General features: G+C 32.9%; 12 protein-coding genes. 9 read left to right on the plus strand and 3 right to left on the minus strand.

The window, feature by feature from the left end:
- The first annotated feature begins 54 nt into the window (after nt 1-54).
- Nucleotides 55-1,272 (plus strand): pyridoxal phosphate-dependent aminotransferase, encoded by a 1,218-nt coding sequence (locus tag JNUCC83_RS01540; RefSeq protein ID WP_454460500.1) that lies wholly within the window; start codon nt 55-57, stop codon nt 1,270-1,272.
- A gap of 106 nt (nt 1,273-1,378) precedes the next feature.
- Here JNUCC83_RS01540 and JNUCC83_RS01545 read toward each other — a convergent pair whose 3' ends face one another.
- Nucleotides 1,379-1,582 (minus strand): DUF2187 domain-containing protein, encoded by a 204-nt coding sequence (locus JNUCC83_RS01545; protein ID WP_454460501.1) that lies wholly within the window; start codon nt 1,580-1,582, stop codon nt 1,379-1,381.
- Nucleotides 1,583-1,819: 237 nt separating this feature from the next.
- On the opposite strand from JNUCC83_RS01545, the gene nagA reads away from it, so the two are divergent.
- The 4 genes from nagA to JNUCC83_RS01565 all read left to right on the plus strand — a co-directional run bounded on the left by nagA (nt 1,820) and on the right by JNUCC83_RS01565 (nt 6,127).
- A complete protein-coding gene (gene nagA, locus JNUCC83_RS01550) occupies nt 1,820-2,971 on the plus strand; it encodes an N-acetylglucosamine-6-phosphate deacetylase (protein WP_454460502.1) in 1,152 nt (383 codons plus the stop codon).
- A 62-nt stretch (nt 2,972-3,033) separates the two neighbouring features.
- On the plus strand, nt 3,034-4,125 hold the full coding sequence (locus JNUCC83_RS01555) for a M24 family metallopeptidase (protein ID WP_454460503.1): 1,092 nt from the start codon (nt 3,034-3,036) through the stop codon (nt 4,123-4,125).
- Between the two features lie 132 nt (nt 4,126-4,257).
- A complete protein-coding gene (locus tag JNUCC83_RS01560; protein ID WP_454460504.1) occupies nt 4,258-4,593 on the plus strand; it encodes a PadR family transcriptional regulator in 336 nt (111 codons plus the stop codon).
- A complete protein-coding gene (locus JNUCC83_RS01565; RefSeq protein WP_454460505.1) occupies nt 4,577-6,127 on the plus strand; it encodes a DUF4097 family beta strand repeat-containing protein in 1,551 nt (516 codons plus the stop codon). The genes JNUCC83_RS01560 and JNUCC83_RS01565 overlap by 17 nt, the downstream gene beginning before the upstream one ends.
- Nucleotides 6,128-6,210: 83 nt before the next feature.
- Here the strand turns inward: JNUCC83_RS01565 and JNUCC83_RS01570 are convergent, their stop codons facing one another.
- Nucleotides 6,211-6,585, minus strand: a complete 375-nt coding sequence (locus JNUCC83_RS01570; RefSeq protein ID WP_454460506.1) for a hypothetical protein — start codon at nt 6,583-6,585, stop codon at nt 6,211-6,213.
- 15 nt (nt 6,586-6,600) lie between these two features.
- Complete coding sequence (locus tag JNUCC83_RS01575) at nt 6,601-7,266, minus strand: DNA/RNA non-specific endonuclease (RefSeq protein ID WP_454460507.1); 666 nt, start codon at nt 7,264-7,266, stop codon at nt 6,601-6,603.
- A gap of 144 nt (nt 7,267-7,410) precedes the next feature.
- Here JNUCC83_RS01575 and JNUCC83_RS01580 point away from each other — a divergent pair, with 144 nt between their 5' ends.
- The 4 genes from JNUCC83_RS01580 (at nt 7,411) to floT (ending at nt 12,998) form a co-directional block, all read left to right on the plus strand.
- Nucleotides 7,411-8,112 carry an ABC transporter ATP-binding protein gene (locus JNUCC83_RS01580; RefSeq protein ID WP_454460508.1) on the plus strand — a complete coding sequence of 234 codons (702 nt, stop codon included), beginning with the start codon at nt 7,411-7,413 and terminating at the stop codon, nt 8,110-8,112.
- A 16-nt stretch (nt 8,113-8,128) separates the two neighbouring features.
- On the plus strand, nt 8,129-10,879 hold the full coding sequence (locus JNUCC83_RS01585; protein ID WP_454460509.1) for an FtsX-like permease family protein: 2,751 nt from the start codon (nt 8,129-8,131) through the stop codon (nt 10,877-10,879).
- Between the two features lie 141 nt (nt 10,880-11,020).
- On the plus strand, nt 11,021-11,539 hold the full coding sequence (locus JNUCC83_RS01590) for an NfeD family membrane protein (protein ID WP_489749545.1): 519 nt from the start codon (nt 11,021-11,023) through the stop codon (nt 11,537-11,539).
- A 34-nt stretch (nt 11,540-11,573) separates the two neighbouring features.
- Nucleotides 11,574-12,998: a flotillin lipid rafts scaffold protein FloT gene (gene floT / locus JNUCC83_RS01595; protein WP_454461305.1), complete on the plus strand. Its 1,425-nt coding sequence runs from the start codon at nt 11,574-11,576 to the stop codon at nt 12,996-12,998.
- The last annotated feature ends 436 nt before the right edge of the window (nt 12,999-13,434 follow it).

Below are 13,434 nucleotides of genomic sequence, written 5' to 3' on the forward strand. Positions count from 1 at the left end.
TCTAGGTGTAATTTGGAAAAAATGGTTGCAAGTTATTTTTTAGGAGGATATTAGATGAGACAATTTAAAAAGTCATCAAAATTAGATTACGTTAGTTATGATGTCAGAGGACCAGTTCTAGAAGAAGCAGACAGAATGACGGCAAAAGGAATGGATGTATTAAAATTAAATACAGGAAATCCAGCAGCATTTGGATTTAAGGCTCCTAACGAAATTATTCATGATTTAATTACCAATACTAGAGAGTCAGAAGGATACTCTGATTCAAAAGGTATTTTTTCAGCAAGAAAAGCTATTCAACAATATTGTCAGTTGAAAAAAATTCCTAATGTAACAATTAATGATATCTATACAGGAAACGGCGTAAGTGAATTAATTACAATGTCTATGCAAGCATTAATTGATAATGGCGATGAGGTGCTTGTACCAATGCCGGATTATCCATTATGGACAGCAGCGATTACGCTATCAGGTGGTAGAGCTGTTCATTATGTTTGCGATGAAGAAGCTGATTGGTATCCTGATATTGATGACATAAAAAGTAAAATCACACCAAAAACTAAAGGAATAGTATTAATCAATCCTAATAACCCAACAGGTGCACTGTATTCAAAAGATTTGTTGTTAGAAATTGTAAAAGTAGCACGAGAGCATGAATTGATTATCTATTCTGATGAAATTTATGATCGCTTAGTAATGGATGGACTAGAGCATGTATCTATTGCGAGTTTAGCGCCAGATTTGTGTGTGGTAACGTTTAATGGATTATCTAAATCACATCGTGTAGCAGGATTTCGTTGTGGTTGGATGGTTATTAGTGGTGAAAAAAAACATGTCCAAGGCTATATTGAGGGGATAAACATGTTAGCATCTATGAGATTATGCTCTAATGTATTATCCCAACAAATTATTCAAACAGCGCTAGGTGGTCATCAAAGTGTCGATGAATTACTGTTACCAGGTGGACGAATTTATGAGCAACGTGAATATATTACAAATGCGTTAAATGCGATTCCTGGAATAACAGTGAAAAAACCTCAGGCAGCCTTTTATATTTTTCCAAAATTAGATATAGAGAGATTTAATATAAAAGATGATGAAAAATTTGTGTTAGATTTTTTACATGAGCATCAGATTTTACTTGTACATGGTAAAGGCTTTAATATGTCTACACCAGATCATTTTAGAATTGTGTATTTGCCAGAAATGGAAGAGCTAAAAAAAGCAACAGCAAGTTTAGAAACATTTTTATCAACATATAAACAAAAATAATAATGAGGCTGACCCAAAAGTAAGTTTTTAAATGAAAATCACTAAACTAACAAAATAGAAATCCCATGAAGTCAGTGTTTTAATAAACTGATTTCATGGGATTTTTCTATTTTAAGACTTTTGGGTCAGCCTCATTATTATTTTTTTTAATATCCTTTTTACTAACTACAATTCGGCCTAAGTACTTATCTTTTAATTCCTCATTGGGATTGTTGACTTCAATTAAAACAGAATTGTCGTATTCTTTTTCAATCACACCTTCATAGCGGGATCCTTGCCATTTAAAGAACACTTTTTCTTTAGTATCCATACTAATCTCTCCCATATCATCCAAAAATAAAAAACATTGTAATAATTATTTCTGTATTATAACATTAAAAAATCAAAATGTGGAATAAAAACCTTTTTAAATTTAAACTATTATTCATTTAAAAATATACAGTACACTAATAAAAGTGGTTTTTGTGAAATATCTAGACCAATTATTGACTAATGAAGTAAATAGTGATAATTTAAACGTATACAAGAAAAGAAAGAAGTGTTAGCAATGAAAAAAATTATTTATGCTGATAAATTTTTTTTAGCAAGTGGAGAAGTTGGACCTGGTTTTTTAGAAATTAATGATGGCGTTTTCGGGAATATTACGACAGAAAATCCAGATGTCAATGCTGAGTTAATTGACTATTCAGGAAAATGGATTGCCCCAGGATTAGTTGATACACACATTCATGGGTATAAAAATCATGATGTGATGGATAATGATGCTGAAGGTATTAAAGTCATGTCGGAAGCCTTGCTAAGTTGTGGCGTAACGTCTTTTTTACCTACAACATTAACTTCAGACCACAAGAGATTAAAAAAAGTTGCTAGAACTGTAGGTGAAGTGAAAGATAAAGTAGAGGGTGCAAAAATTCAGGGAATTTATTTTGAAGGACCGTTCTTTACTGAAGAACATAAAGGGGCACAAAATCCTGGGTATTTTTCAGACCCAAGCTTAGAAGTTTTTCATGAATGGCAAGATGCCTCAGGAGGAATTATTAAAAAAATTGCTTTAGCACCAGAACGAGAAGGTGTTAAAGAGTTTGTTCAGCAAGTGACAAACGAGGGTGTTGTTGTAGCGCTTGGTCATAGCAATGCGACGATAAATCAAGCAAGAGAAGTTGTTGAATCTGGAGCTAGTGTATTTGTTCATACATATAATGGCATGCGTGGGTTAAATCACCGTGAACCTGGTATGGTAGGAGCCGCATTAAGTTTAGAACATGTATTTTCAGAGTTAATTTGTGATGGACATCATGTACATCCAACTGCAGCAGAAATCTTAATGGATGCAACAGGACGTGATCATGTGGCATTGATTACAGATTGCATGATGGCAGGAGGTATGCCGGATGGACAGTATATGTTAGGGGAATTTGAGGTTACTGTCAAAGATGGTACTGCAAGAATGAAAGAAGGAAATCTTGCAGGTAGTATTTTAAAATTAAAAGAAGCTATTAAAAATGTTGTGGATTGGGGAATCGCGACGCCACAAGAAGCTGTTATGATGGGAAGTTATGTTCCTGCTATAAGCTGTAAAATAGATGATGTTTGCGGTATGATCAAGCCTGGTCGTCAAGCTGATTTTATTGTTTTAGACAAATCGATGAATTTAGAAGCAACATATCTAGACGGTCAATGCCGTTTTGAAGTACAATAAGATGAATGGAACGGTAGAAGGTTTCTACCGTTTTTTTATATAAGGAAAAGGAGTCGAGTGCAGTGAATAAAGAACGAATGAATCGTGTATTAGAAGAGATGAACCGACAACAACTGTCACAACTAGTAGTATCAGATCAAGCGTCAATCGCTTATTTAACTGGACAATTAATTGATCCTGGTGAACGTTTAGTAGCATTAATCCTAAGAGAAAATAAAAAACATGTTGCAGTTATCAATAGGCTGTTTCCAATATCTGAAGAAACATTAGGGATGCCAATCATTTTTGTTGACGACACGGATGAAGGAATGGGTGTTTTAACGTTAGCTAAAGAATTAGATAGTACTCAACCGATTGCTATTGAAAAAAATTGGGCGTCTCACTTTTTATTAGATGTGATGAAAGAGTTAGATGTACCAATTAGTCAGTACACTCTAAGTTCTTTAGTTATTGATAAAGTAAGAGCGATTAAAACAGACGATGAAATAGAAAAAATGCTTGAAGCGTCTCATGATAATGATTTAGCAATGAATCAGTTGATTGGCTTGATTCCAGAAGAATTAACTGAAATAGAAATGACAAAGCGCTTAGAAAGCATTTATCATAAACTAGGTAATGATGGCTTTTCATTTGAACCAATTGTTGCTTATGGAGCGAACGGGGCTGATCCTCACCATATGAATGATGAATCTAAAGTTAAGCCAGGAGACAGTATCATTTTGGATATTGGCGGCATCAAAAATGGCTATTGCTCTGATATGACACGAACTGTTTTTTATAAAGAGGTTAGCGATAAAAGTCGAGAAGTGTATGATACAGTGTTAGAAGCAAATAAACGAGCAATTGATATTATCAAACCAGGTGTTAGGTTATGTGATATTGATGCTGCAGCAAGAGATTATATTGGATCAAAAGGTTATGGAAAATATTTTACACACCGAACTGGACACTTTATTGGGACAGAGGTTCATGAGGCTGGGGATGTTTCAGCAAGTAACACAGATGTCGTATCAGAGGGAATGATTTTTTCAATTGAACCTGGTATTTACTTGCCTGGTGAGGTTGGTGTGCGGATTGAAGATTTAGTTGTTGTGACTAAAGAAGGATGTAAAGTGCTAAATGAATACCCAAAAGAATTAATAGTCATTGATTAATTCTATGTATTAGCTGTTGAATCTACCAATAGGGTAAGGTTCAATAGCTTTTTTATTCTCATGTTTATCTTTTATTAAAAGTCGTGTAATATTAGGGGGGAATATTTGCCGTAGGAGGCTCTTAGAATAATTATGAAAATTTCAAACCAGTTTAAAAAAGGAGTTTTAGAACTTTGTGTTTTGTACCTTTTAAAGCATACAGATAGATATGGTTATGAATTGACTCAAAAGATGAATGAACATATAGCAATCACAGAAGGGGCATTGTATCCTATTTTGAGGCGATTAGTAAAAGAAGAATTTTGTTTAACTTATTTAAAAGAATCAAGTAGTGGCCCTGCTAGAAAGTATTATTCTTTAACTGATAAAGGTAGAGAACATTTAGAGTCATTATTTTCAGAATGGAATTTATTTGTAGAAAGTGTACAAGCATTATGTCAGGAGGAAGATAATGGAGAAGATGGATAATTTTTTTGATGAAATGAGACAATTGTTTTTAGAAAAAGATTTAGATGAATTTGAAGAATTAAAAGAAGATATGATGGAACATATTTCGATAAAATTGGAGCAAGGTGAAGAATTAGAGGTTATACTCGCAAAACTAGGAACCCCAAAAACAATAGTTGATGCTTTTTATGAAGATAAACGTTTAGAAAAAGTCGGGCAATATGAAACGGATATTGTTGCGATTGAGGATGTGACATCAGTTGCTTTGCAAGAAAAAAAAGATCGTTTATATAAAAAAATGTCTCGCTTTAGATATGGTTTGATGTTATTTTTTAACATTATCTTTTGGCTCCTAGTGATAGCTAGTTTTATATGTTTTTTTTGGAATATTGTTAACTACAGACATGTCAGTTTTATTATATTATTAATACTGGGTAATTCTTTATTTGGATTAGTTTTACTTAAAGATATGCAACACAAATCGACTAAAAAGATGTCTTTTTTTACACTAATTTTCATAATTATATCGTTTTTTATAGTTTATAGTATTCATTATAAATTGTTTTTTTATAAAGGTGAGAGGATAAGTGAAGCGATAGAACTTAACCAGGAAGCATTAGAATCATTAACATTAACTGGCGATTTTCCTGTTAATTTAACCATAGAACAGACATCAAAAAAATATCCAACGATTACGTTTGAAGGCCGTATGACAAAAGAAAGTAAAGATGGACTTAAACGCTTGGGTAGTAAAAAAGAGAAAATATTAGATTTGGGTGAAAAATCACCATTATCAATGTTTACTTCTATGGGAGAATTGGAAGTAGTACTAAGCATTCCAAAACATAATGAAAAAAATTTACTACTTGATTTTGAAGATGCAGATATTCAAGGAAGAAATATTGATGCTAAGAATATTGAATTATTAATTAAAACTGGTGATATTGAATTAGAAGATATAGAGAGTCAACATTTTAGAGTAGTTAGTGATCAAGCAGATATATTAATTAACCAATTTGATACGCCAATTGAGATTACTAACAATAAAGGAAAAAGTATAATAAAAAATGGTGTTGGAAATATTAATATTACTGCAACTAATGGTTTGACAAATCTTCTTAATATTAATGGTGATAAGGGGACTATTTCCAATAAAGATGGTAAGTTAGTTATGACTGATACATCATTAGATAATGCTAATATAACGAGTAAAAATAATACTGTGGTGATTGAAAATCAGTTAGGACAAACGACAATCGCTATAGAAAACGGAAAGTTGATTTTGAGAGAAAATCAAGGAAAGGTATTAGTCGATAATAATAAGGCCCCTATTATTGTGACACAACATCTTCCAGTAAATGGTGAAATAATCAGTCATTCAGGGGTGGTTAAGTGGGTACAATATTCAGATGAACATAATAAGGCCCCAAAATTCAAGTTAGAATCAAATAGTAAGCATATCAGGAATGATTTTAAAAATAGCGATAGCAGTGATAAAGGTCATGAGTTTATGATAAAAAGCGATACTGGTGAAATAAATATTATCAAAAAATAAACTAAGTTAGAGAATTGAAATTTCCACCAAAAATACACCTTAAACGTTAGATAGGTCATCTAATGTCTAAGGTGTATTTTAATTTAAATAGAGATGATATTTGACTGTAATATGCCTTCTTCCATTTGTTTAAAAAAATCAAAAACTGTTAAGTTAAACAGTTCACTGTCTGATTTATAAAATGAGTAGGGGATGACTAATGTTTTATCAGTATTTGATAGTACATAATCGTTATCAATTGTTTGTGAAATAAAGGTGTAGCCATCTAATTCATCTTTCGACCAGATACCATCGTCAGCTAAAAATTCCAGAGATTGATAAAATTGTTGGCTATTTTTGTCATTATTAAAGATAAAATAATCAGTCAAGGGTTGTAATTTTTTCTCTTTAACGAGAGTTAGAAAAGATTGTGGTGATTTGTCTATTGTCTCTGATGCTAATTGTTCAAATGTTTCCATTATTGTCACATCCATTTATTGTTTATTTTCAATTGTAACATAGAAATCAATATTGGATTGCTTACTCAATCCCCTTCCCTCTATATCCACAGCTATCGGCATAGGTTCATTACCTTGGTATATAGGTGCCACTCTGTAACGAATGGTTTCGCCAGAATCAGCTGCTTTTCGAACCATATTTTCATACTTGGTCATGTAGGGTGTATTTACTGGATTTTGATAGAGAGTTACTAAGTTTTCTAGTTGGTCTCCCGTCCCTCCCAATTGTCTCCCAATTAAATGACCACGTGAATGATTATGGGGTTCTAATCCGGAGATAAACCCTGGTGGACGGATACTTTGATTAGCTGAGGTTCCAGTATTAACCATATTCGGTTTGATAAGGGCATTAGCAGTAGTCGGTCTCCCAAGTTTATCTAGCTTACCGTATTCAATCCAACCTTTCGAACTATTTTTTAACTCTTCTGATGTGAAACGAGATTTTCCGTGTTCTATAGGACCAGGGTTATCTTTTTTTATCGTTTCACTAGTTTTTTGACTGGTTTCTTTGTTATCAAATGGTAAAAAATCAAGTAAGGTATCTGGGGACTTTACACCAGCGATAACTAATAAAATACAGACAATTAACCCAATGATGTATTGAATAGGTGTTGAGTTCTTTTTGTTTTTTTTGTATGACATAGTAAGCTCCTTTTTTTGTAATCGCTTGTTATTATACGATAGTCTATAAAAAAGAACAACCGTTCTCTTTTTAATAATGCTATTAATGTTTAAATAATCCATCTTTTGTTATAATGATACATGAGATTAAAAAGGGGTGATTCCATGAGTTATGTAGAATTAAAAAATGTGTATAAGCGTTATAAGATGGGAGATAATGTCATAGTTGCCAATAATGATATTAATTTTTCAATTGAAAAAGGTGAATTTGTGGTGATACTAGGTCCTAGTGGGGCAGGTAAATCAACGGTGTTAAACATTTTAGGTGGCATGGATAGTTGTGATGAGGGAAATGTGATTGTTGACGGGACGGACATAGCAACCTTTAATGCCAAAGAACTGACTAAATATCGCCGTTTGGATGTTGGATTTGTGTTCCAATTTTATAATTTAGTCCCTAATTTAACAGCAAAAGAAAATGTGGAACTTGCCTCTCAAGTTTCGCCAAATGCGTTAGATGTAGATAGCGTGATAGAGATGGTCCAACTTGATCATCGTAAAAACAATTTTCCAGCTCAATTATCTGGTGGAGAACAACAACGTGTTGCAATTGCACGAGCCTTAGCTAAAAATCCTAAATTATTGCTATGTGATGAACCAACTGGAGCGCTTGATTTTGAAACTGGAAAACATGTGTTAGCGATATTAGAAGAAACCTGTCGCAAGTACGGGACAACGGTCATCGTTATTACCCATAATTCAGAAATAGCCAAAATGGCGGATAGAGTGATTCGCATTAATGATGCAAGAGTGAGAAGTATTGAGAAAAATGAACATCCAGCAAAAGCTAGTGAGTTAGAGTGGTAAAGGGAGGTTCAAATTTATGAAAAAGAAAAAAGCATTGTGGACATCAACATTTAGAGAAATCTATCAATCAAAAGCAAGATTTATTTCTATTTTATTAATCATTATGTTAGGTGTAGGATTTTATGCGGGTATCAAAGCAACTGGACCAGACATGTTAAATACAGCAGATTCTTATTATAAAGATAATAAGTTAATGGACACTAAACTTATGTCTACTACTGGTTTAGAGGATAAAGACATTGAGTTAATCAAAGGAGATAAAACGGTAAAAACGGTTGAACCATCATATAGTTTAGATGTTTTAACCAAAGAGAATAATCACGTATTGAAGTTAATGGCTTATAAACCAGCTAAGAATGAATTGAATAAGCCTGTTGTTGTTGAGGGGAGATTACCTGAAAAAGAAAATGAAATAGCTCTCGATACACAAGCACAAGATAATCAAGACTATAAAATTGGTGACACGTTAACCATACAACAAGATGATGATAAGAGTGTTTCAAACACAAGTTATAAGGTTGTCGGATTTGTTAATAGTCCGATGTATATTGATAAAACATCAAGAGGATACACGACAGTTGGGACTGGTACGATTGATTACTTTGGCTATATTATGGAAGATGTGTTTACTTTACCTGTTTATACAGAAGCCTATATACAATACAAAGACACAGTCAAACTAGCAAGTTATAGTAAATCGTATGATGCAGCATATGATAAAGATGTTAAACATCTGAAAAGTATCTTAAAAAATCGTCCATCTGAGCGATTAGTAGAGATGAAAAAAGGAGCCAATACTAAATTAGATGAAGCTAAAACAAAACTATCTGATGGAGAAAAGCAATTTTCTGATGGTCAAACGGTACTTTCAACAAAAGAAAAAGAATTAAATAATCAGAAACAATTATTAGAAACAGCAAAAGAACAAGGTATATCGGTAGATGCCACAGAAGAAGCCGCATTGCAAGAAGCAATTAAAAAGTTAGAAGAAGAAAAAAGTAAATTTGAGGAACAACAAAAAGTACTAGACGACTCAAAAGAAGAATTAGAAAAGAACCAAAAAGAAGTAGATGAGCTAAAAGCGCCAACTTATCACTATTTTTCGAGAGAAGACAATCCATCTTACGCGGAATTTCAAGATAATGCAGATCGCATCTCATCAATAGCAACTGTTTTTCCAGTGTTTTTCTTTATGATAGCCGCACTTATTTCACTTACAACTATGACACGTATGGTTGATGAAAAACGCGGAGAAATCGGGACATTAAAAGCTCTAGGCTATACAAATTGGGAAATATCTCAAAAATATATTGTGTATTCTACGACAGCTAGTATTATTGGTAGTGTAATTGGATTAATGATAGGGTATTATTTATTTCCAACGGTTATTTTTGACGCTTATGGTAGCATGTACAATTTACCATCTGTGATTATTACTTATTATAGCAGTTATACGATTCAATCGATTGTAGTAGCTTTGTTATGCACGTTACTCGCGTCATTGCTAGTATTAAGAGTTGATTTACTTAGTACGCCAGCAACATTAATGAGACCCAAGGCACCAAAACCAGGGAAACGCATTTTACTTGAGCGTCTATCTTGGTTATGGTCTAAATTTAGTTTTAATCAAAAAGTTACTGCAAGAAATCTGTTTCGCTATAAGCAACGAATGTTGATGACTGTATTAGGTATTGCAGGATGTACGGCGATGATTTTAACAGGTTTTGGGTTGAAAGATTCGATTGGAGATATTGTCAATCTTCAGTTTAATAAAATCTGGCACTATGATGCGACAGTGACGTTTAATGAGGATAGCACTAATAAAGAAAAAGAAAACTATAAAAAAGTAAAAGAAACGGATAAGTCAATAGTAACTAGTCTAGACTTGTCTCAAAATAATATGACAGTCGTCAAAAAAGGTTATACAAATCGTGATGTAACAGTGGATGTACCTAAGCAAGTCAAACAGTTATCAAAATTTATTACATTTAATGATCGTAAATCTGGTGAGAAATATGAATTGACAAATAATGAAGTGATTATTAATGAAAAACTAGCTAATTTCTTTGATGTTAAACATGGTGATGACTTGACGATACGTGATGCAGATAATAAAGATGTGACTGTCAAGATTCATGCGGTAGTTGAAAATTATGCGATGCATTTTATTTATATGACACCAAGTTACTACGAACAACTATTTAATAAACAACCAAATTACAATGTTGAGTTACTTAAGTTTAGTAATAAGCTAACAGATAAGCAGCAAGATGAACTTGCAGATAAATTATTGAAAAGTAATTACGCTGCTAATGTGTCATTTACTAGTCAAATTGGAAAAACCATGGATGATACGATGTCTAGTTTAAATATCGTTGTATGGGTACTAATTATTTCCGCAGCATTGCTTGCGTTTGTTGTATTATATAATTTAACAAACATCAATATTTCTGAACGGATTCGAGAGCTGTCAACGATTAAAGTCTTAGGTTTTTATGATAGAGAAGTGACGATGTATGTTTACCGGGAAAATAATATTTTGACAGTATTAGGTATTTTATTAGGATTTGTGCTAGGTGTTTTATTACATGGTTATGTGTTAAAAACAGCAGAGATAGATATGATGATGTTCCCAACAACAATTCATACTATTAGTTATGTTTACTCCGCATTACTAACTTTACTCTTTTCATTTATTGTCATGTTAATTATGCATAGAAAATTAAAACGGGTTGATATGATAGAAGCTTTAAAATCAACTGAATAAGAATGTCGGGCAAAAGGAATTCTCCTTTTGTCTTTTTTATACGATTTTCGAATATCGGTTGGAAAATATACGATTTTTCTGTTGTTTTGTTTAAAATATTGGTAGACTAATAGTAATAAGGTGGGAAGGAGAGTGGGAGAGATGTTTGAAATACAGTCAATTGAACAAGTGTATTTTTACATATTAATATTTTGTACGATATTGTCTGTCGTATTATTTTTAGTGGGAGATATCTTACAATTTGATGGACCGATTGATCCTGTATTAATAGTACCTTGGATTGCATTTGTTTCGCTTTTTGGCTATCTAGGGGAAACGCTATCAACGTTAGGTAGTGTCTGGATTTTTATTATCGCCGTTTTGCTATCATCAGTTATCGTGTTTTTATTAAATTTTTATATACTGATTCCTTTGAAAAATTCGGAGGCAACTATTTCCGTGTCAGAAAAAACACTTGAAGGAAGAGTAGCAACAGTTGTGACGCCAATACCTATAAAAGGAATGGGAGAAATCACCATTAGTAGTGTGACGGGCACGATGAGTCGGCCAGCCGCTTTTTATACAGAGCAAGATGGGCAGATTAATAATGGTGAAGAAGTATTAATCATTGAGGTAAGAGAAAGAGTGTGTTATGTCGTACCATATGTTGAAAATTTTTAAATAATATATAAGAGGAGAGAAGTAGATGAATTTAATGTTTATTGCTATAGGGTTAGTTGCGTTTATTTTAATCATGTTATTAATTGTTTTTGTATCAAAATATCAAACAGCCAAACCAGATGAGGCATTGATTATTAGTGGGAGTTATTTAGGAAATAAAAATGTTCACGCAGACAATGAGGGCAATCGTATTAAGATTGTTCGTGGAGGAGGAGCATTTGTTTTACCTGTGTTCCAAAGAAGCAATCGTTTGAGTTTATTATCTAGTAAATTAGATGTATCAACGCCTGATGTATACACTGAACAAGGTGTACCAGTAATGGCTGATGGAACGTCTATTATTAAGATTGGATCATCTGTTGAAGAAATTGCTACAGCAGCTGAACAGTTTTTAGGAAAAACGCGTGAAGAACTTGAAAATGAAGCAAGAGAAGTTTTAGAAGGTCATTTACGTTCAATTTTGGGATCAATGACGGTTGAAGAAATTTATCAAAATAGAGATAAGTTCTCTCAAAGTGTGCAAGAAGTTGCTAGTGTGGATTTAGCTAAAATGGGGCTTGTCATTGTGTCATTTACTATTAAAGAAGTACGTGATAAAAATGGCTATCTGGATTCATTAGGTAAACCCCGTATTGCGCAAGTAAAACGTGATGCTGAAATTGCTGAAGCTGAAGCAAGTAAAGAAACTCGTATTAAAAAAGCACAAGCAGAAAAAGAATCGCAAGAGGCTGAATTACAACGTCAAACTGAAATTGCTGAAGCGACGAAAGAAAAAGAATTAAAATTGGCAGCCTATAAGCAAGAGCAAGATATCGCAAAAGCCAAAGCCGATCAAGCTTATAACTTAGAAAGTGCAAAAGCTCAACAACACGTTATCGAACAAGAGATGGAAGTTAAAGTTATTGAGCGTCAAAAACAAATTGAGTTAGAAGAAAAAGAAATCCAACGTCGTGAACGACAGTATGATTCTGAAGTGAAGAAAAAAGCGGATGCTGATCGTTACGCTAAAGAGCAAGAAGCATTAGCAGAAAAAGCAACAGAAGTAGCTGAAGCTGAAGCACAACAGTTTAAAGTTGAAGCAATGGCTAAAGCGAATGCCACTCAACTTCGAATGGAAGGTCAAGCTGAAGCCGATGCTATTTTAGCTATTGGTGAGGCAGAAGCCAAAGCAAAAGAACAAATTGCAGAAGCCTTTAAACAATATGGTGAAGCTGCTGTTATGAGTATGATTATCGAAATATTACCTGAGTTAGTGAAACAAGCAGCTCAACCTTTAGGAAATATCGAGAAAATTTCAGTTGTGGATACTGGTCAAGGTGGAGAAAATAGTGGTGCAAACCGTGTCACAAATTATGCAACAAACCTTTTAGCGTCAACTCAAGAAACATTGAAAGAGACAACAGGTTTAAATGTTAAAGAGATGTTAGAGTCATTTGTAGCAAAGAAAAATGAACAATAAATCAATTAAAAATAAAAACTCCCTTAGGTATTTTTACTAAGGGGGGGTTATTGATTATAAATTTTAAAAATTATATATTAAATTGATTATATATGCAATTATTTTGCTTATGACGTTTTTTTATAGAGGATAAAAAGTGTAATTTATAATAATTATTAAATGATAAAATATTAAGTTGGTTTATTTAATTACATAAAGTTGTATTTGATAGTAAGTCGTGTCTTAGTATAATATAAAAGAATAATAACGTTATCATCCTCTTTTTACTCAATTCTATGATATATCTTCCATGCAAATTTTTCTCATTTTTCCTTAATAGTGTATTTGTTAGCGAGTTTTAGGTCAATTTTTACCTATTTATGAGAAGTTATTGGTCTAGATAGGTTCAAAGATATCCCTATAATTAGATTTACTAAGAAAAGTTCTAGGGGAGAGG

Source organism: Vagococcus sp. JNUCC 83 (assembly GCF_053667615.1).